This is a genomic window from Rhodoferax sp. (genome assembly GCF_030653815.1).
In the GTDB taxonomy this organism is placed as follows: Bacteria; Pseudomonadota; Gammaproteobacteria; order Burkholderiales; family Burkholderiaceae_C; genus Rhodoferax.
This window is the reverse complement of the sequence record NZ_JAURYQ010000032.1, coordinates 1-18,607: the sequence shown is the minus strand read 5'-3', so window position 1 is coordinate 18,607 and position 18,607 is coordinate 1. Positions and strand designations below refer to the sequence as shown.

Annotated in this window: 26 protein-coding genes and 1 pseudogene; 19 read left to right on the top strand and 8 right to left on the bottom strand. The window is 59.8% G+C overall.

The window, feature by feature from the left end:
* From tuf to Q7U49_RS11170, 13 genes and pseudogenes are all read left to right on the top strand, one after another.
* Positions 1-181, top strand: a pseudogene (gene tuf / locus Q7U49_RS11230) (elongation factor Tu); the annotation flags it as partial.
* Between the two features lie 73 nt (positions 182-254).
* The gene (gene rpsJ, locus Q7U49_RS11225) at positions 255-569 is read left to right on the top strand and encodes a 30S ribosomal protein S10 (protein WP_028250951.1); all 315 of its coding nucleotides are present in this window, start codon (positions 255-257) and stop codon (positions 567-569) included.
* Between the two features lie 201 nt (positions 570-770).
* The gene (gene rplC / locus Q7U49_RS11220) at positions 771-1,451 is read left to right on the top strand and encodes a 50S ribosomal protein L3 (protein ID WP_304764357.1); all 681 of its coding nucleotides are present in this window, start codon (positions 771-773) and stop codon (positions 1,449-1,451) included.
* A complete protein-coding gene (rplD, locus tag Q7U49_RS11215) occupies positions 1,451-2,071 on the top strand; it encodes a 50S ribosomal protein L4 (protein ID WP_300123027.1) in 621 nt (206 codons plus the stop codon). Before rplC ends, rplD begins: the two co-directional genes overlap by 1 nt.
* Positions 2,068-2,394 (top strand): 50S ribosomal protein L23, encoded by a 327-nt coding sequence (rplW, locus tag Q7U49_RS11210; RefSeq protein WP_296493775.1) that lies wholly within the window; start codon positions 2,068-2,070, stop codon positions 2,392-2,394. The genes rplD and rplW overlap by 4 nt, the downstream gene beginning before the upstream one ends.
* Positions 2,395-2,396: 2 nt before the next feature.
* Positions 2,397-3,221 (top strand): 50S ribosomal protein L2, encoded by an 825-nt coding sequence (gene rplB / locus Q7U49_RS11205; RefSeq protein WP_304764356.1) that lies wholly within the window; start codon positions 2,397-2,399, stop codon positions 3,219-3,221.
* Positions 3,222-3,232: 11 nt separating this feature from the next.
* Positions 3,233-3,511 (top strand): 30S ribosomal protein S19, encoded by a 279-nt coding sequence (gene rpsS / locus Q7U49_RS11200; RefSeq protein WP_300084428.1) that lies wholly within the window; start codon positions 3,233-3,235, stop codon positions 3,509-3,511.
* A gap of 10 nt (positions 3,512-3,521) precedes the next feature.
* Complete coding sequence (rplV, locus tag Q7U49_RS11195; protein WP_296493783.1) at positions 3,522-3,851, top strand: 50S ribosomal protein L22; 330 nt, start codon at positions 3,522-3,524, stop codon at positions 3,849-3,851.
* A 16-nt stretch (positions 3,852-3,867) separates the two neighbouring features.
* Positions 3,868-4,761, top strand: a complete 894-nt coding sequence (gene rpsC, locus Q7U49_RS11190) for a 30S ribosomal protein S3 (protein ID WP_304764355.1) — start codon at positions 3,868-3,870, stop codon at positions 4,759-4,761.
* 2 nt (positions 4,762-4,763) lie between these two features.
* Entirely contained in the window at positions 4,764-5,180 is a 417-nt protein-coding gene (rplP, locus tag Q7U49_RS11185) for a 50S ribosomal protein L16 (RefSeq protein ID WP_300217327.1), read from the top strand.
* 15 nt (positions 5,181-5,195) lie between these two features.
* Positions 5,196-5,402: a 50S ribosomal protein L29 gene (gene rpmC, locus Q7U49_RS11180; RefSeq protein ID WP_296276372.1), complete on the top strand. Its 207-nt coding sequence runs from the start codon at positions 5,196-5,198 to the stop codon at positions 5,400-5,402.
* A gap of 10 nt (positions 5,403-5,412) precedes the next feature.
* The gene (gene rpsQ, locus Q7U49_RS11175) at positions 5,413-5,682 is read left to right on the top strand and encodes a 30S ribosomal protein S17 (RefSeq protein WP_296541361.1); all 270 of its coding nucleotides are present in this window, start codon (positions 5,413-5,415) and stop codon (positions 5,680-5,682) included.
* A gap of 114 nt (positions 5,683-5,796) precedes the next feature.
* The gene (locus tag Q7U49_RS11170; protein ID WP_304764354.1) at positions 5,797-6,303 is read left to right on the top strand and encodes a peroxiredoxin; all 507 of its coding nucleotides are present in this window, start codon (positions 5,797-5,799) and stop codon (positions 6,301-6,303) included.
* Here the strand turns inward: Q7U49_RS11170 and Q7U49_RS11165 are convergent, their stop codons facing one another.
* A complete protein-coding gene (locus Q7U49_RS11165; protein ID WP_304764353.1) occupies positions 6,304-6,792 on the bottom strand; it encodes a GNAT family N-acetyltransferase in 489 nt (162 codons plus the stop codon).
* A 25-nt stretch (positions 6,793-6,817) separates the two neighbouring features.
* Entirely contained in the window at positions 6,818-7,480 is a 663-nt protein-coding gene (locus tag Q7U49_RS11160; protein WP_304764352.1) for a cytochrome b/b6 domain-containing protein, read from the bottom strand.
* Positions 7,481-7,578: 98 nt separating this feature from the next.
* Here Q7U49_RS11160 and Q7U49_RS11155 point away from each other — a divergent pair, with 98 nt between their 5' ends.
* From Q7U49_RS11155 to ptsP, 6 genes are all read left to right on the top strand, one after another.
* Positions 7,579-8,031, top strand: a complete 453-nt coding sequence (locus Q7U49_RS11155) for a cytochrome c (protein ID WP_304764351.1) — start codon at positions 7,579-7,581, stop codon at positions 8,029-8,031.
* A 94-nt stretch (positions 8,032-8,125) separates the two neighbouring features.
* Entirely contained in the window at positions 8,126-8,827 is a 702-nt protein-coding gene (locus tag Q7U49_RS11150; protein ID WP_304764350.1) for a DUF4197 domain-containing protein, read from the top strand.
* Positions 8,827-10,098: an MFS transporter gene (locus Q7U49_RS11145; RefSeq protein ID WP_304764349.1), complete on the top strand. Its 1,272-nt coding sequence runs from the start codon at positions 8,827-8,829 to the stop codon at positions 10,096-10,098. The genes Q7U49_RS11150 and Q7U49_RS11145 overlap by 1 nt, the downstream gene beginning before the upstream one ends.
* A gap of 42 nt (positions 10,099-10,140) precedes the next feature.
* Entirely contained in the window at positions 10,141-10,587 is a 447-nt protein-coding gene (locus Q7U49_RS11140; protein ID WP_304764348.1) for a PTS sugar transporter subunit IIA, read from the top strand.
* Complete coding sequence (locus Q7U49_RS11135) at positions 10,556-10,825, top strand: HPr family phosphocarrier protein (RefSeq protein WP_304764347.1); 270 nt, start codon at positions 10,556-10,558, stop codon at positions 10,823-10,825. Before Q7U49_RS11140 ends, Q7U49_RS11135 begins: the two co-directional genes overlap by 32 nt.
* Positions 10,822-12,600, top strand: coding sequence for a phosphoenolpyruvate--protein phosphotransferase (gene ptsP, locus Q7U49_RS11130; RefSeq protein ID WP_304764346.1), 1,779 nt, complete (start codon positions 10,822-10,824; stop codon positions 12,598-12,600). Before Q7U49_RS11135 ends, ptsP begins: the two co-directional genes overlap by 4 nt.
* Before the next feature lie 17 nt (positions 12,601-12,617).
* Here the strand turns inward: ptsP and Q7U49_RS11125 are convergent, their stop codons facing one another.
* The 6 genes from Q7U49_RS11125 to Q7U49_RS11100 all read right to left on the bottom strand — a co-directional run.
* On the bottom strand, positions 12,618-13,343 hold the full coding sequence (locus Q7U49_RS11125) for an LrgB family protein (RefSeq protein ID WP_304764345.1): 726 nt from the start codon (positions 13,341-13,343) through the stop codon (positions 12,618-12,620).
* Positions 13,336-13,683, bottom strand: a complete 348-nt coding sequence (locus Q7U49_RS11120) for a CidA/LrgA family protein (protein ID WP_304764344.1) — start codon at positions 13,681-13,683, stop codon at positions 13,336-13,338. The genes Q7U49_RS11125 and Q7U49_RS11120 overlap by 8 nt, the downstream gene beginning before the upstream one ends.
* Before the next feature lie 12 nt (positions 13,684-13,695).
* Positions 13,696-15,198, bottom strand: coding sequence for an FAD-linked oxidase C-terminal domain-containing protein (locus Q7U49_RS11115; protein WP_304764343.1), 1,503 nt, complete (start codon positions 15,196-15,198; stop codon positions 13,696-13,698).
* A gap of 136 nt (positions 15,199-15,334) precedes the next feature.
* A complete protein-coding gene (locus Q7U49_RS11110; protein ID WP_304764342.1) occupies positions 15,335-16,606 on the bottom strand; it encodes a glycerate kinase in 1,272 nt (423 codons plus the stop codon).
* A complete protein-coding gene (glxR, locus tag Q7U49_RS11105) occupies positions 16,603-17,502 on the bottom strand; it encodes a 2-hydroxy-3-oxopropionate reductase (protein WP_304764341.1) in 900 nt (299 codons plus the stop codon). Before glxR ends, Q7U49_RS11110 begins: the two co-directional genes overlap by 4 nt.
* Before the next feature lie 94 nt (positions 17,503-17,596).
* Positions 17,597-18,607 (bottom strand): thiamine pyrophosphate-dependent enzyme (locus Q7U49_RS11100; RefSeq protein WP_304764340.1); only part of this gene is annotated, 1,011 nt, incomplete at its 5' end.

Sequence of the window (18,607 nt, the reverse complement as noted above, 5' to 3'; positions counted from 1 at the left end):
CACGGACGTGACCGGTGCGATCGAGTTGCCAGAAGGCAAGGAAATGGTCATGCCCGGTGACAACGTGTCGATCACGGTCAAGCTGATTGCCCCGATCGCCATGGAAGAAGGCCTGCGCTTCGCCATCCGTGAAGGCGGTCGCACCGTCGGCGCCGGTGTGGTGGCCAAGGTGATTGCTTAACAACTTGTTTGCGGGACAGACCGCAGCTACGCGCAAGCGAGCCAGCTCTGTCCCCAACTGATTAGAGATAAACATGGCAACCAAACAAAAAATCCGCATCCGCCTGAAGGCGTTTGACTACAAGCTGATTGATCAGTCTGCAGCTGAAATCGTTGACACCGCCAAGCGCACCGGCGCGATTGTCAAGGGCCCCGTGCCTTTGCCAACCCGCATGAAGCGTTTTGACATTCTGCGTTCGCCGCACGTCAACAAGACCAGTCGTGACCAGTTTGAAATCCGTACGCACCAGCGTTTGATGGACATCGTCGACCCGACTGATAAAACCGTTGACGCCTTGATGAAGCTCGATTTGCCCGCTGGCGTCGACGTCGAAATCAAGTTGCAGTAAAAAAATGTGGCGGTCAGCCCCTTTTAAAGGGTTGGCTGCTTCTTTTGAGCTTGGCTGCAACTTGTCAATCTGGCAAGTTGCGCTATACTCGCAGGCTCTGTTGACATGCCAGTCATGGCGGCAGAGTTTTATTAACCCTCTTTCACGCAAAAACGTGTGCAGCCAATTGAAGTTGCGCCGGTGGAAGTTATGGAGAAAACAATGAGTCTTAGCAATCACTTAGGGTTGCTGGGGCGCAAAGTTGGCATGATGCGTTTGTTCACGGACGACGGGGTATCCATCCCTGTGACCGTGGTCGATGTGTCAAACAACCGCGTGACCCAGGTCAAAACCCAAGAGAATGACGGCTATGTCGCTTTGCAAGTGACATTTGGTGCGCGTAAAGCGTCGCGCGTCAACAAGCCCACTGCCGGTCACCTCGCCAAGGCTGGGGTTGAAGCAGGTGAAATCATTCGCGAATTCCGTGTTCCTGCGGACATGGCCACCCAATACCAGGCAGGCGCTACGGTGTCTGTCACGGCTGTGTTTGCAGCTGGCCAAAAAGTGGACGTGCAGGGCACGACCATTGGTAAAGGCTTCGCCGGCACCATCAAGCGTCACCACATGAAGTCGCAGCGCGCGTCGCACGGTAACAGCCGTTCGCACAATGTGCCGGGCTCCATTGGTATGGCGCAAGATCCAGGCCGCGTGTTTCCTGGCAAGCGCATGACGGGTCACCTTGGTGACGACCTGGTCACGACACAAAACCTCGATGTGATTCGCATCGATGAAGCACGTCAACTGCTGATGATCAAGGGTGCTATCCCTGGTTCGGCTGGCGGCTTTGTGACCGTGCGTCCCGCTGTGAAGGCAAAAACAACTGAAGCGAAAGGGGCGAACTGATGCAGCTCGAACTCCTCAATGATCAAGGCCAGGTCGCGTCGAAGCTCGACGTTCCTGAAACTGTTTTTGGTCGCGCTTACAACGAAGATCTGGTTCACCAGGTTGTCGTGGCTTTTCAGGCCAATGCCCGTCAAGGCACCCGCGCCCAGAAGGACCGCGAACAAGTGCGTCACTCGACCAAGAAGCCTTTCAAGCAAAAGGGTACCGGTCGCGCTCGTGCGGGTATGACGTCGTCGCCTCTGTGGCGTGGCGGTGGTCGGATTTTCCCGAACATGCCTGACGAAAATTTCGCACAAAAAATCAACAAGAAGATGTACCGCGCCGGCATGGCCTCCATCTTCTCCCAGTTGGCGCGCGAAGGCCGTCTGGCTGTGGTGGATTCACTCACGGTCGACTCCCCCAAGACCAAGGCTTTGGCTTCCAAGTTCAAGGCCATGAATCTTGACTCGGTTCTGGTGATTGCAGACGAGGTTGATGAAAACCTGTACCTCGCATCACGCAACCTGGTCAATATCTTGGTGGTTGAGCCTCGCTATGCTGACCCCGTGTCGCTGGTCCACTACCGCAAGGTGCTGGTGACCAAGGCGGCCATGGGCAAACTCCAGGAGATGTTCGCATGAGCCACGGTTCCCAAAATCTTAAATTCGACGAAGGTCGTCTGATGCAGGTGCTGGTTGCCCCGATCGTGTCTGAAAAGGCAACGATGGCAGCCGAGAAAAGCAATGCTGTGACCTTCAAGGTGCTGCAGGACGCGACCAAGCCCGAAATCAAGGCTGCGGTTGAATTGATGTTCAAAGTTGAAGTCAAGGGCGTGTCTGTGGTCAATACCAAAGGCAAGACCAAGCGTTTTGGCAAGTCAGTCGGTCGCCGTGATAACGTGCGCAAGGCTTACGTCATGCTCAAGCCCGGTCAAGAGTTGAACCTTGGTGGGGAGGCTGCGTAATCATGGCTGTTATCAAAATGAAACCAACTTCGCCAGGCCGTCGCGGCATGGTGAAGATTTCGCGTGACCACCTGCACAAGGGTGCGCCTCACGCGGCATTGCTGGAACCTCAATTCCAGCACGCTGGTCGTAACAACAACGGCCACATCACGACCCGTCACAAGGGTGGTGGGCACAAGCATCACTACCGTGTTGTCGATTTCCTTCGCAACAAGGACGGCATTGCGGCCAAGGTCGAGCGTATTGAATACGATCCGAACCGTTCCGCGCACATCGCTCTGGTGTGTTATGCCGACGGCGAGCGCAAGTACATCATCGCGCCACGCGGCCTGGAAGTCGGCAGTTCCATCATGAGTGGATCCGAAGCGCCGATTCGTGTTGGCAATACTTTGCCGATTCGCAACATCCCGGTCGGCTCGATCATCCACTGCATCGAAATGCAAGTGGGTAAGGGCGCCCAGATGGTTCGCTCGGCAGGTGCTTCGGCTACCTTGCTGGCGCGTGAAGGTACTTATGCCCAGGTGCGTATGCGCTCGGGCGAAGTCCGCAAGATTCACATCGACTGCCGTGCCACTTTGGGCCAGGTCGCCAACGAAGAGCACAGCCTGCGCCGTTTGGGCAAGGCCGGTGTCAAGCGTTGGATGGGTATTCGTCCGACCGTTCGCGGTGTGGTCATGAACCCGGTGGATCACCCACATGGTGGCGGCGAGGGCAAGACCGGCGAAGGCCGTCACCCAGTCGATCCTTGGGGTAATCTGACCAAGGGTTACCGTACCCGTAACAACAAGCGCACGCAGGTCATGATCGTGTCGCGTCGCAAGAAGTAAGGGGTAGGTAAATGACTCGTTCTCTCAAAAAAGGTCCCTTCGTTGACCAACACCTGATCGCTAAGACCGAAAAGGCCGTTGCCACCAAGGACAAGAAGCCGATCAAGACCTGGTCGCGTCGCTCAATGGTTCTGCCCGATTTCATCGGCCTGACCATTGCTGTGCACAATGGCAAGCAGCATGTGCCTGTGTATATCACTGACCAAATGGTTGGCCACAAGTTGGGTGAGTTCGCTCTGACCCGTACTTTCAAGGGCCATCCTGCGGACAAAAAAGTCCAAAAGAAATAAGGAGTTGACCATGGAAACACGTGCAACCCTTCGGGGCGTTCGTCTCTCGGTCGACAAAGGCCGTCTGGTCGCGGACTTGATCCGTGGCAAAAAGGTGGATCAGGCTCTGAACATTTTGCAGTTCACGCAGAAAAAAGCTGCCGTGATCATCAAGAAGGTTCTGGAGTCGGCCATTGCCAATGCTGAGCACAACGATGGTGCCGATATCGACGAACTGAAGGTGAAAACCATCTACGTTGAGCAAGGTACCTCGCTCAGGCGCTTCACGGCCCGCGCAAAAGGTCGTGGCAACCAGATCAGAAAACCCACGTGCCATGTGTACGTGACGGTTGGTAACTGAAAGAGGCCAGCAAGATATGGGACAAAAAATCCATCCAACCGGCTTTCGCCTGTCGATCAGCCGCAACTGGGCATCTCGTTGGTATGCCAATGACCGTGATTTCGCTGGCATGCTGGCGGAAGACATCAAGGTGCGCGAGTACCTGAAGACCAAACTCAAGAACGCGTCTGTCTCGCGTGTCCTGATCGAGCGTCCTGCCAAGAACGCCCGCATCACCATTTACTCGTCTCGTCCGGGTGTGGTGATCGGCAAGAAAGGCGAAGACATCGAGAACCTCAAGCGTGAACTGGGCCGCCAGTTGGGCGTGCCGGTGGCAGTCAACATCGAAGAAGTGCGCAAGCCCGAAATCGATGCCAAGCTGATCGCTGACTCCATCACGCAGCAGCTCGAAAAACGCATCATGTTCCGCCGGGCCATGAAGCGCGCCATGCAAAATGCCATGCGCCTGGGCGCCCTGGGCATCAAGATCATGTCGTCGGGTCGTTTGAACGGCATTGAAATCGCTCGTTGTGAATGGTACCGCGAAGGCCGCGTGCCGCTTCACACCCTGCGTGCTGACATCGACTACGGTACATCCGAAGCCAAGACCACCTACGGCATCATTGGTGTCAAGGTCTGGGTCTACAAGGGCGACACCCTGGGTCGCAATGATCTGCCGGCAGTGGAAACACCGCGTCCTGATGACGAGCGTCGCCCACGCGGCCCGCGTCGTGACGACCGTGGTGGCCGTCCTGGTGCCGACCGTCCTGCACCCCGCGGTGCGCGTCGCCCGATGGGCAGCAACGCCGCACCTGCTGATGGCAGTGACAAACCCGCAGTGGCTCTTGGAGCCGATGCTAAACCCACCGTTCAGCGCGTCCGCAAGGTAGCCGCGCCAGCCGCTGCAGCAGCTGACGGTAAAGGAGAATAATTATGTTGCAACCCGCTCGTCGCAAGTACCGCAAAGAGCAAAAGGGCCGTAACACCGGTATCGCAACCCGGGGTAGCTCGGTTGCGTTTGGTGATTTCGGTCTGAAATGTATTGACCGCGGCCGTTTGACGGCACGCCAGATCGAGGCCGCACGTCGTGCTGTCTCCCGTCACGTGAAGCGTGGTGGCCGCATCTGGATTCGGGTGTTTCCTGACAAGCCGATTTCCCAAAAGCCTGCTGAAGTGCGTATGGGTAACGGTAAAGGTAATCCCGAGTACTACGTGGCTGAAATTCAGCCCGGCAAGATCGTGTTTGAAATCGTGGGTGTCTCTGAAGAGTTGGCTCGTGAAGCGTTCCGTTTGGCAGCTGCCAAATTGCCGCTGCGCACCACCTTCGTGTCGCGCATGATCGGTCAGTAATCAGGAGATATTGATATGAAAACGACTGAATTACGCCAAAAAGACGTCGCCGGTTTGCAGGCAGAAGTCAAAGCGTTGCAAAAAGCACACTTTGGTTTGCGCATGCAAAAAGCGACCCAACAACTCAACAATACAGCCACGCTGCGTTCAGCACGTCGTGACATCGCTCGCGCCAAGACCATCCTGGTCGAAAAGCAAGCCGCTGTTCCATCCGCCAAATAAGGAGCGAAACATGACGGAAGCTAAAACATCCCTCAAGCGCACCTTGGTCGGCAAGGTGGTCAGCGACAAGCGTGCGAAAACGGTGACGGTGCTCATTGAGCGTCGCGTCAAGCACGAGCTGTACGGCAAGATCGTTGGCAAGTCCAGCAAGTACCACGCCCATGACGAAAAGGGTGAGTACAAGATGGGCGACATGATCGAGATCACGGAAAGCCGTCCCATTTCCAAGACCAAGAACTGGGTCGCCACGCGCTTGGTGCAAAAGGCCTCTCTGGTCTAAGTCTTTGCATGGGCTGCCTGTCAGCACACTGAAAAACGGCTCACAATGGTGAGCCGTTTTTATTTGTGCGAGCGGCCTTTATTTGTTTCAGTGTTTTTAATTCAGGAGTAAGCCATGATCCAAGTCGGTGACCCGTTGCCAGCCGCAACGCTGATGGAATTTCATGAAACCGAAGGGGGTGGCTGCAGTATCGGCCCCAACCCTGTCGATGTGGCGACCGCCAGCGCGGGCAAGACCATTGCGCTGTTTGCCTTGCCGGGTGCCTTCACCCCTACTTGCTCGGCCAAACATGTGCCGGGTTATATCGCCAACTTTGAGGCGCTGAAGGCCGCTGGTGTCGATGAAATCTGGTGTGTTAGTGTGAATGACGCCTTTGTCATGGGCGCCTGGGCGCGTGACCAGAAGACCGGTGACAAGGTGCGCATGCTCGCCGATGGCGACGCGGCATTTGCCAAGGCCACCGGCCTGACGCTTGATCTGACCGGCAAAGGCATGGGGCTGCGCAGTGCCCGTTACTCGATGCTTGTGAAAAACGGCAAAGTGGCCACACTCAACATTGAAGGTCCGGGCAAATTCGAAGTCAGCGACGCCGGCACCCTGCTGGCACAAGCCAAGGGCTGATCAAAGCCGCGCCATCAGGTAGTGCGCCCCTTCGATGGGGTTGTAGTAATAGGGAGGCACTTCGGTGAAGCCCAAGTCCTGGTACATGGCGCGTGCTGTTTCCATTTCACTCAAGGTATCGAGCAGCATGGTGGCATAGCCCGCTTGCTGGGCCGCCTCCATCACGGCTTCGGCCAGGCGCCGACCGACACCACTCCCACGCAAGACCGGGCGCACATACAGGCGTTTCATTTCACAGGCGTTGGGATAGTCGGCCGCATCCAGCGGGCGCATGGCGCAGCAGCCCACCAGTTCACTTCCAGAGCGTGCCAACACCAGCGTGCCACGCGGTGGGGCATAGTCGCCCGGCAAGGCGTCAAGTTCCGCATCAAAATTCTGAAAGCACAAATCGATGTTCAGACTGCCCGCGTATTCGGTAAAAAGTGCGCGAACGAGGGGAAGATCGGTGTTTTCCGAAAATGCCTGGATTTGAATGGTGTCAGAAGTCATGCCTGCCTGTCTTCATGTTGGCTAGCTAGCCGTTCAAGGCGATGACCGCGCCGCTCACCGTAGCCGCGCACATCAGAAAAATCAAGGCGCCGCGGCGCCGCTCAGGCCAGGCATCGTGGGCACTGTGGGCGGGATAGTTCAGAAATTTGTCACCGGTGATCATGGGTTTGATCAGATTTTCCCGCTTGCGAAAGTAGTGAAAAGCAATCGCACTCAGGTGCAATACCACCAGTCCCAGCAGGATGAATTTGCCGATGTCCTTGTGGTAGTAGGTCGCATTGCCGACCCACGCAGAGGAGACAAACGGGGTCAACGGGCCCGCGCTTGCAATTTCGTCATCGCTCATCAGGCCTGAGGCGACTTGCATGGCGAGGAAAAGCAGCAAAGTGATCACGGACAGGGCGCCCAGTGGGTTATGCCCGACGCCGTCATGGGGCTGTCCCCAACCGCGCAGGTACTGCCAGATCGCCTTGGGTCCCACTAAGAAGTTTGAAAACCGGGACCAATAGCCGCCCTGCAAACCCCACACCACACGAAACAACAGCAAGGTCAACACACCGTAACCGAAGCGGAAATGCCAGACCATGGCGCCGCCGCCCAGCTGGCTGGTCACGATCAAGCCAACAAAACACAGCACCAACGCCCAGTGAAACAGGCGCGTCGGCGCATCCCAAACACGGACCAGCATGCGTATCCCCTCGATTTTTGATCGGACCAGATGCACATGAGCGAATTCTCATACACTTTGCGGCCCATCAGTTTTAGTTTAACCACGAAAGGTCTCTCATGAAAAAACTCCAGGCTTGTCTTTTTGCGATCAGTGCGCTCACCCTGGCTGTACCCGCATCGGCGCAATTCGCGAAAGCTGAAGATGCAGTCAAGTACCGCCAGAGCGCCTTGTTTGTGATGCAACAGAATTTTTCCCGCGTGGCAGGCATGGCGGCCGGGAAGATTCCGTTTGACGCCAAGGTCGCCGCTGACAGTGCCGCGGTCGCTGAATTCACATCCAAATTGCCCTGGGCTGGTTTTGGCCCTGGCAGCGACAAGCCAGAGAGCAAGGCCAAACCTGAGATCTGGGCCAACAAAGCCAAGTTTGACGACTACGCAACAAAAATGCAGACGGAGATGGCGAAGTTGGCCGTCGCGACCAAGTCCGGCAATCTCGACAGCATCAAGCTCGCTGTCAACGCCACGGGGGGCACCTGCAAGTCCTGTCATGACGATTTCCGTGCCAAATAAGTGAAAGAGGATGCCTGCGTCGAGTGTTTGCGCAGGCCCAGCTGAGACACGGCAGTAAGATCCGCTCATTCAATGCACAACTCAGCCTACGCCCATGAATCGACGCCGTTTTAATACCTTGTCCAGTGTCCTGTTGGCTGCTTCCTGCCTGGGTTTGACTGCAAGGGCACAGTCACTGGGTGAGTTGAGCAACGCCCAGGCCTCACAGGGACTGAAGCTGGCGCTTGAAAAAGGCGCCGTGGCGGCCGTCAAGTCGCTGGGCCGGTCAGACGGGTTTTTGGGCAATGACAAGGTGCGCATCCCTTTGCCCGGCGTGCTGGAAGACGCAGCCAAACTGTTGCGCAAGCTGGGGCAGGGAGCGCGCCTTGATGAACTGATCGTCGCCATGAACCACGCCGCGGAAACCGCTGTGCCTTTGGCACGCGACATGCTGGTCGGGGCTGTCAAGACCATGAATGTGCAAGACGCCAAAAAAATACTGACGGGCGGGGACAACTCGGTGACACAATTTTTTGCCGATAAAACACGGCAGGACCTCAGTCGAAAATTTCTGCCGGTGGTCACCAAAGTCACGGCACGCGTTAATTTGGCAGACAAGTACAACCAGCTTGCAGGCAAGGCGGCAGGCCTGGGACTTTTGAAGGGGGATCAGGTTTCCATTGAGCAATACGTCACCGCAAAAGCGCTCGACGGTTTGTACTTCATGATTGCTGAAGAAGAGAAAAAGATACGGCAAGACCCGGTGGGTACTGGCAGCGCCGTGCTGCAAAAAGTGTTTGGTGCCTTGCGTCCCTGATGGCTGACGCTTCCGTGAGGACCCTGTTGCCGAGGCGCACTGCTATTTTGGTGTTTCTTGCCTTTGCTTTTGCTTATTTTCTTTCTGCCCTGATTCGCGCCATCACAGCCACGCTGTCGCCCACGCTGACGCAGGAATTTGCGCTGAACGCGCAGGACCTGGGCTTACTGGCAGGTGCTTATTTTTTGGGCTTTGCTGCCACCCAGTTGCCTTTGGGTGCCTGGTTGGACCGGCATGGACCCAAGAAAGTCGTCTTGTATTTTCTTTTGGTGGCGGTGCTGGGCTGCGCCGCTTTCGCCATGGCCGACAGTTTTCAGAGCTTGTTGCTCGCGCGCATCCTGACCGGCGTGGGCGTGAGTGCCTGCCTGATGGCGCCGCTGACCGGCTACCGGCGATGGTTCGAGGCCAGTTCTCAAATGCGCGCCAATTCCTGGATGCTGATGACAGGCTCGTTTGGCATGGTGGCCTCCACCTTGCCCGTGCAATGGTTGATGCCGCTGGTGGGCTGGCGCGCGCTGTTTTGGGGTCTGGCCGGTTTGGTGCTGCTGGCCATGGTGTTGATCTCGTGGCAGGCACCGCGCTGGCAAAACGCTGTCGCCGCGGCCACTGTGCCTAGCCCGCAAGCTGTCAAGCCCAGCTATGGCGCCGTTTGGCGCCATCCTTATTTCAGAAGCATGGCGCCCATGGCCTTTTTCAACTACGGCGGCATGGTCGCGATGCAAACCTTGTGGGTCACGCCCTGGATGATTCGTGTCGCCGGGTTTTCGCCCTTGCAGGCGGCTGTCGGTCTGTTTTGGCTCAATATTGGCATGCTGAGCAGCTTCTGGGCCTGGGGCATGATTTACCCTTCGCTGGCCCGTCGCGGTTACACCGCGGATCGCCTGATCAGCTACGGCCTGCCCTTGAGCATGGTCCTGCTGGCCTTGATCATCGCCGCGGGCTCAGCCGTCGGCGTCTGGGCGGCGCTGGCCTGGACCCTGTATTGCATGAGCTGCACGTTCATTTCTCTGGCACAACCAGCGGTGGCCATGGCCTTTCCGTCCAGCCTGGCCGGGCGCGCCCTGTCTTCTTACAACTTGCTGATTTTTTCGGGTGTTTTTGCCGTTCAGTGGGGCATCGGTCTGGCCGTTGATGGCTTTCTAGCCTGGGGTTGGGCTGAGGTCGCCGCTTTTCAGATGGCCATGACCGTCTATTTGGCATGTACGCTGGCCTCGTACGCATACTTTTTGGCAACAAAAAGTCATAATCAGCAAAGCTCTCCAACCACCTGAGTCATCACCCGACTTTTTTGAACTGCAGCACCCGTGAATGACATGAACAACGGTATTTTCATCATTGCGCACGCGCCCCTGGCGTCTGCTTTGCGCCAGTGTGTGCTGCATGTCTTTCCGGATGCCGCTGCGTCGCTGGCGGTGCTGGATGTCCAGCCCAACACGCCGGTCGACGAATCCCTGGCCACGGCGCGTTTGACCATGGCGCTGCTCAACGTCGAGCGCACGCTCATTCTCACCGACATGTTTGGCGCAACCCCTTGCAACGTGGCGCAAAAACTGGTGGATGGTGTGAGCTCCCGCTTGGTGGCTGGTGTCAACCTGCCCATGCTGCTGCGGGCCATCACCTACCGCAACGAACCCATGGACGCCTTGGTGGCGCGCGTGCTCGCCGGTGGCACGCAGGGCGTGATGCAGGTGGCCGTGACGGCCCCACAAAATCAGCAACGAAAAAAAAATGATCAAAACCACGACCATCATCAGCAATAAATTGGGACTGCATGCGCGAGCCTCTGCCAAGTTGACCAAGCTGGCAGGCAGCTTTCCGTGCGAAGTCTGGATGTCGCGCGGCGAGCGGCGTGTGAACGCCAAAAGCATCATGGGTGTGATGATGCTGGCCGCCGGCATAGGGTCGCAGATTGAAATCGAGACCCATGGTGAGCAGGAGCAGCAGGCCATGGAGGCCTTGTTGCATCTGGTGGCAGACAAATTTGGAGAAGGTGAATGACCTTTGCCATTCACGGTCTGGCCGTGGCCCGGGGCATTGCCATCGGGCGGGCGGTGCTGGTGGCTTCCAGTCGGCTGGATGTGGCGCATTACTTCATTGAGCCCACACAGGTGACCGCGGAAATCAACCGGGTGCGCGACGGCCGTGATGCGGTGGTGGCTGAAATTCGCCGCTTGCAGACCAGCATTGGCCAGATGAGTCCCAAAGAAACGCCGCATGAACTGTCGGCCCTGCTCGACGTCCACCTGATGCTGCTGCAGGACCATGAACTGGTGGCTGGTGTGCGGCATTGGATCAGGGACCGGCTGTACAACGCCGAGTGGGCCCTGACGTCCCAGCTGGATGTGGTGGCGCGCCAGTTTGACGAGATGGAGGACGAATACCTGCGCGAGCGCAAGGCCGACCTGGAGCAGATCACCGAGAAAATCCTGCGCGCCATGCGCGGCGTGTCATCACCCCTGATTCAGCCCCTGGGGCGTGCCGGGCGTCACACTTCGCAACAGGATTTGCTGCTCGATGACACCGTGGACGTGCCGCTGATCCTGGTGGCGCACGACCTGTCGCCAGCCGACATGCTGCAATTCAAGCAGAGTGTTTTCGCCGGTTTCATCACCGACGTGGGCGGTAAAACTTCCCACACTGCCATCGTGGCGCGCAGCCTGGATATTCCGGCGGTGGTGGGCGCGCGCTTGAGCAGTCATCTGATCCAGCAGGACGACTGGGTGGTGATAGACGGCGACGCCGGGGTCGTGGTGGTCGACCCATCGCCCATCATCCTGGCCGAATACGGTTTCAAGCAACGTCAGGTGGAACTCCAGCGCGGCCGACTGGCACGCCTGCTGCACACGCCGGCCGTGACGCTGGACGGGCAAAAAATCGAGTTGCTGGCCAACATCGAAATGCCCGATGACGCGGCCCATGCGCTGAAGGCCGGTGCGTTGGGTGTGGGCCTGTTTCGCAGCGAATTTTTGTTCATGGGTCGGCATGGCAAATTGCCCAACGAGGAAGAGCAGTACCTGGCTTACCGGCGCGCCGTGGAAGGCATGCAGGGCTTGCCGGTCACCATCCGCACGGTGGATGTCGGTGCCGACAAGCCGCTCGATGACAGCCTGCGCGACGACGCCCACCTGAACCCGGCGCTGGGCTTGCGCGCCATTCGCTGGAGTCTGGCCGACCCTGCCATGTTCCTGACGCAACTGCGCGCCATTTTGCGTGCGGCAGCCTTTGGCCAGGTGCACGTGCTGATTCCCATGCTGGTGCACGCCCGCGAAATCCGCCAGACCATGGCGCTGATTGACCACGCCCGCGTGCAACTGGACAACCGCGGCGTGGCCTATGGCCCGGTCAAGATTGGCGCCATGATCGAAATTCCCGCCGCTGCACTCACGCTCAAGGTGTTCCTCAAATACTTTGACTTTCTGTCCATTGGCACCAACGACTTGATCCAGTACACCCTGGCCATTGACCGTGCTGACGAGTCGGTCGCCCATTTGTACGACCCGATGCACCCGGCGGTGCTGCGGCTGGTGGCCAACACCATTGCCGAGGGCCAGGCGCAAGACAAACCGGTCAGTCTGTGCGGCGAAATGGCGGGTGACGTGAGCATGACCCGGCTGCTGCTGGGCATGGGCTTGCGCAGTTTTTCCATGCATCCGGCGCAAATCCTGGCGGTCAAGCAAGAGGTGTTGCGCGCCGACACCACCAAGCTGGCGTCCTGGGCGGCGCAACTGATCGCCGAAGACGAGCCCATGTTGCCGCCACGTAAGGCGGCTTGAACCTGCCGCCGCGCAATTTAGAATAGCTGGAACAGCATCGGGATCAACAAGGCGGCCAACACCACCTGCAGTCCCAGCGCCAATCCGGCAAAGGCGCCGGCATCGGGGTTGACCTGCATGGCCCGGGCAGCGCCAATGCCGTGCGCCGCCGTTCCCAGTGAAAAACCGCGTGCCATCCAGCCATTGGCGTCGGTTGGAATCTTCAACAGCGCAAACAAGGCCTTGCCACTGAGGGCGCCGACCATGCCGGTGACCACGGCAAACACCGCCGCCAGCGCCGGGATGCCGCCAATTTTGTCGGCAATGCCCATGGCCACCGGCGCGGTGACCGACTTGGGGGCCAGCGACAGCACCACGTCTTGCGGCAGGTCCACCAGCCAGCCCAGCAGCAGTGCCGAGCCGCTGGCGGCCACGCCGCCCGCCAAAGCCGCTGCCAGCAAGGCGCGCCAGTGTTCACGTAGAGCGGCCAGGCGTTCCCACAGCGGCCAGGCCAGTGCCACCACGGCAGGCCCGAGCAGGAAGTGGATGAACTGCGCACCCGAAAAATAAGTGGGGTAGTCGACACGCGTCACGGTCAGCAGGCTGGCCAGGATGACGACCGACCACAGCACCGGATTGGCCCAAGCCGGCTGTTCCAGCCGGGCATACACTGCCTGCGCCAGCACATAGACCACCAGCGTGGCGCTCAGGCCGAACAGTGGCGTGGCCGACAGGTAAACCCAGAGCTCGACAAATTTAGGCATGGCCCGGCTTCCTGAAGGCGCGCAGCACCAGCACCGTCACAGCCAGCCCGATCCAGGTGGACAGCACAATCACCGCCAGCATGCGCACGCCGTATTGGCCCAGCAAGCCCACATGGGTCATCACACCGACGCCCACCGGCACGAACAGCAGGGACAGGTGCGACAGCAAAAAATTGGCACAGGTCGCCACCGGCTCACGCACCATGGGCAGGCGCAGCGCCAACAACAGCAACAACATGCCGATCACCGGCCCCGGAAAGGGCAGGTTCAGGCCGCGCGACAGAAGTTCGCCCAAGGACTGCATGGCCAGCAGCCAGGCCAGTCCGCGCAGACCGTTCATAAAGTAGCCAACTTAGAACCGGGGCAAATCCGGGTGTTTGATCTGGCCGCCGCGCACCAGCATCTTGCCGTATTCGGCGCAGCGGTTCAGCGTCGGGATGACCTTGCCCGGATTCAGCAGGCCCTGCGGGTCAAAGGCGCGCTTGACACCGAACATCTGCTCGTTTTCCGCAGCTGAAAACTGCACGCACATGCTGTTGAGCTTTTCCACCCCCACGCCGTGCTCGCCGGTCACGGTGCCGCCCATGGCCACACTGGTCTCCAGAATGTCGGCGCCAAACAGCTCGCAGCGGTGCAATTGGTCGGCATCGTTGGCATCAAACAAAATCAGTGGGTGCAGGTTGCCGTCGCCGGCGTGGAAAACGTTGGCACAGCGCAACTGGTATTTTTTCTCCATCTCGGCAATGGCCAGCAGAATGTCGGCCACGCGCTTGCGCGGAATGGTGCTGTCCATGCACATGTAGTCGGGGCTGATGCGGCCGCTGGCAGGGAATGCGTTTTTGCGCCCGCTCCAGAACTTCAGGCGCTCCTGCTCATTCTGGCTCACGGCAATTTTGGTGGCGCCGTTCGTCAGCAACACCGTGCTCATGCGGCCGATTTCTTCCTCCACCTCTTCGGGTGTGCCGTCGCTTTCGCACAGCAAAATCGCCTCCGCTGTCAGGTCGTAGCCGGCGTGCACGTAGTCTTCCACCGCCGCCGTCATGGGTTTGTCCATCATCTCCAGCCCGGCCGGGATGATGCCTGCGGCAATCACCGCCGCCACGGCATCACCGGCTTTGCGAATGTCATCAAAGCTGGCCATGATGCAGCGCGCCAACATCGGTTTTGGGATGAGTTTGACGGTGACTTCCAGCACCACCGCCAGCATGCCCTCGCTGCCAATCACCACGCTCATCAGGTCATAACCCGGCGCGTCCAGCGCCTCGGCGCCGAACTCAACCGGCTCACCGTCCATGGTGAAACCCTTGAGCTTGACGATGTTGTGCAGAGTCAGGCCGTACTTGAGGCAGTGCACACCGCCCGAGTTTTCAGCCACGTTACCGCCGATGGTGCAGGCAATCTGGCTGGATGGGTCGGGTGCGTAATACAGGCCCAAGGGCGAAGCCGCCTCGCTGATGGCCAGGTTGCGCACGCCGCACTGCACCAGCGCCGTGCGCGATACCGGATCCAGTTTCAGGATTTTGTTGAACTTGGCCATGGACAGGGTGACCCCCACTGCGTGGGGCATGGCACCGCCTGACAGGCCGGTCCCGGCGCCGCGCGCCACCACTGGCACGCCCAGGGCATGGCAGGTTTTAAGCACGGCGGCCACCTGCTCTGGCGTTTCGGGCAGGGCGACCACCAGCGGGCGCTGGCGGTAGGCGGTCAGGCCATCGCATTCATAGGGCGTGGTGTCTTCGTTGTTCCAGAGCAGGGCGTGTGCCGGCAAGTGCTCCAGCAGCCCTTTGACGACCAGCGCCTGGCGCTCTGACCTTTGCATGGCGTTCAGGCTGTCTTGAGAAAGGGGTGCGTTCATGGGTTTGATCCGATCACGTGAAACAAGCGTTGAACTTTAAGCGAAATTCAGCTGGCGCGGCGCGAAGAAACTTAAACCACTTGTTGAAAAAAATGAGGCCCACCTGCTTGGGCAGACCTCATGGGGCCGCGCGCGCTCAGGGCGTCTGAATCAGAATGGCGCGAAAGTCGTTCACATTGGTCAGCGTCGGTCCGGTCACCACCGCGTCGCCCAGCGCTTCGAAAAAGCCATGGCCGTCGTTGTTGGCCAGCATCTCCAGCGGCTTGATTCCGAGCGCCCAGGCCCGCGCCAGTGTGTCGGGGGACAGCAGTGCCCCGGCAATTTCCTCCTGACCGTCCACGCCGTCGGTGTCACCCGCCAGCGCATGCACCTGCGCCTGACCATCCAGCGCAATGCCCATGGCCAGCAGGCATTCCACATTGCGCCCACCGCGGCCGGTGCCGCGCACGGTCACGGTGGTTTCGCCACCCGACAGCAGCACGCAGGGCGTGCTGAACGGTTGACCGCGCCCGGCCACTTGCAGCGCCATGCCCGCCAGCACCTTGCCCACATCGCGCGCTTCGCCTTCCAGCGCGTCGCCCAAAATGTGTGCGGCAAAACCGGCCGCGCGCGCCACTTCGGCGGCGGCTTCCAGTGCCATTTGCGGGGTGGCAATCATGCGCACCTCGGTGCGTGCCAGTCGCGGGTCGCCGGGTTTGATCGACTCGCCCGCGCCGCTGTCCAGCAGTTGCCGTGCCGCCGGGGGCAGGTCAATGCCGTAGCGGCGCACAATGGCCAGTGCGTCAGCGCAGGTGCTGGGGTCGGCTACCGTGGGGCCGGAGGCAATGTTGATCGGGTCGTCGCCGGGTACGTCCGAGATCAGCAGTGTCAGCACCCGCGCCGGGTAACACGCCGCCGCCAGTCGGCCACCCTTGATGCCAGACAGGTGGCGCCGCACACAATTCATCTCGCTGATGGTGGCCCCCGAGGCCAGCAGCGCCCGGTTGATGTCCTGCTTGTTCTGCAAGCCAAGGCCAGGCAGGGGCAAGGGCAGCAGCGACGAGCCGCCGCCAGAGATCAGGCACACCACCAGATCGTCGGCGCTGAGGCTGCTGACCAGCTCCAGCATGCGCTGGGCCGCCTGCAAACCCGCCTGGTCGGGCACCGGATGCGCGGCCTCGACAATCTCAATGCGGTGACAGGGCACGGCGTAACCATAACGCGTGACGACCAGGCCAGTGAGTGGCCCCGACCAGTGGTCTTCCAAGGTGCGCGCCATGGCAGCAGACGCCTTGCCGGCGCCAATCACCACCAGCCGACCGCGTCCCAGCGACTCGAGCGTCGGCAAATGCGGTGGCAGGCACAGTGCCGGTTGGGCGCTGGCGATGGCCGCGTCAAACATCTGGCGCAGCAAGCCCTGGGGATTCATGCCTGGCCGATTTCGAAATTGGCCATCTTTTCCAGTGCCCGCACCATGGCCGAATGGTCCCAACCCTTGCCGCCGTGGGCGGCGCAGCTGTTGAACAGCTCTTGCGCCATGGCCGTGTTGGGCAGCGACACACCCAAGGCGCGGGCACTTGACAGCGCCAGGTTGAGGTCTTTCTGGTGCAGCTCGATGCGAAAGCCGGGGTCGAAGGTGCGCTTGATCATGCGCTCACCGTGCACTTCGAGAATCTTGCTCGACGCAAAACCGCCCATCAGCGCCTGGCGCACGCGCGCCGGGTCGGCACCTGCGCGCGCCGCAAACAGCAGTGCCTCACCCACCGCCTCGATGTTCAGCGCCACGATGATCTGATTCGCCACCTTGGCGGTCTGGCCGTCACCGTTGCCGCCCACCAGGGTAATGTTCTTGCCCATCAGCTCGAACAGTGGCTTGATCTTCTCGAAAGTCGCTTCGGGCCCGCCGACCATGATCGACAGCGTGGCGTTCTTGGCGCCCACCTGGCCGCCAGACACCGGGGCGTCCAGGTAGTCACAGCCCAATGCGTTGATTTTTTCGGCAAAGACCTTGGTGGCAATCGGCGAGATCGAGCTCATGTCGACCACGGTTTTACCCGCGCTCAAGCCGGCAGCAATGCCATCGGCGCCAAACAGCACGCTTTCAACGTCCGGCGTGTCGGGCACCATGGTGAAGACGATGTCGGCGCGCTCGGCCACCTGGCGCGGCGTGTTGCAAGCGGTGGCACCGCTTTGGCTGATGGCCTCGGGCATGGGGCCGCGCTTGTAAACAAACAGCTGGTGCCCGGCTGCCATGAGGTGACCAGCCATGGGGGTGCCCATGATGCCCAGGCCGATGAAGCCGATGTTGAGAGAAGGTGTTGTCATGTTGTCGTTCCTTTGAATTTTGTAATAAGTTTATGCGCAAAGTCGCTGGCGCCCGTTCAGGCCGGTTTCGGTGCTGGTTTCATGTGAAGGCCCTTCATTCCAGCAAGCCGGCCATCTCCAGGCCCTGGCGGCCCTCGGGGTGACGGCAGTCGATGTCCTCAAACTCGTTGATTTTGTCGATCTCGGTGCCCATGGCAATGTTGGTGACCCGTTCCAGAATCACCTCGACCACCACCGGCACGCGGAATTCCTGCGCCATGGCCTGCGCCTGCTTGATAGCCGCCTGGATTTTCTCGGGGTCGGTAACACGCAGCGACTTGCAGCCCAGGCCCTGCACCACCGCCTGGTGGTCCACGCCATAACTCTTGAGGGCCGGGTCCTCGACGTTCTGGTTCTCAAACGCCAGTTGCACGCAGTAGTCCATCTCGAAGCCGCGCTGGCTCTGGCGGATCAGGCCCAGGTAACTGTTGTTCACCAGCACATGCACATAGGGCAGGCGGAACTGCGCCCCCACCGCCAGTTCTTCAATCAGGAACTGGAAGTCATAGTCGCCCGACAAGCCCACCACGGTGCGGGTCGGGTCGGCAGCCACCACGCCCAGGGCCGCCGGAATGGTCCAGCCCAGCGGGCCGGCCTGGCCGCAGTTGATCCACTGGCGCGGGCCGTAGACATGCAGAAACTGGGCGCCGGCAATCTGGCTCAGGCCAATCGTGGTCACATAAATCGTGTCTCGCGGCAGTGCCTGGTTCATTTCCTCATAAACGCGCAGCGGCTTGATCGGGGTCTCGGTGAAATGCGTTTTGCGGTGCATCAGCGCCTTGCGCTCGGTGCAGCGACCCACCCAGTCGCTGAAGTCCTTCAACTGCCCGGCGGCCTTGCGCTCGCGCGCCACCAGCACCAACAACTCCAGCGCAATCTTGGCGTCGCTCACAATGCCCAGCTCGGGGTTGAAGACGCGGCCAATTTGCGTGGGTTCGATGTCCACATGGACAAAGGTGCGGCCCTTGCAATACACCTCAGTGCTGCCGGTGTGGCGGTTCGCCCAGCGGTTGCCTAGCCCCAGCACAAAGTCGCTGGCCAGCATGGTCGCGTTGCCATAGCGGTG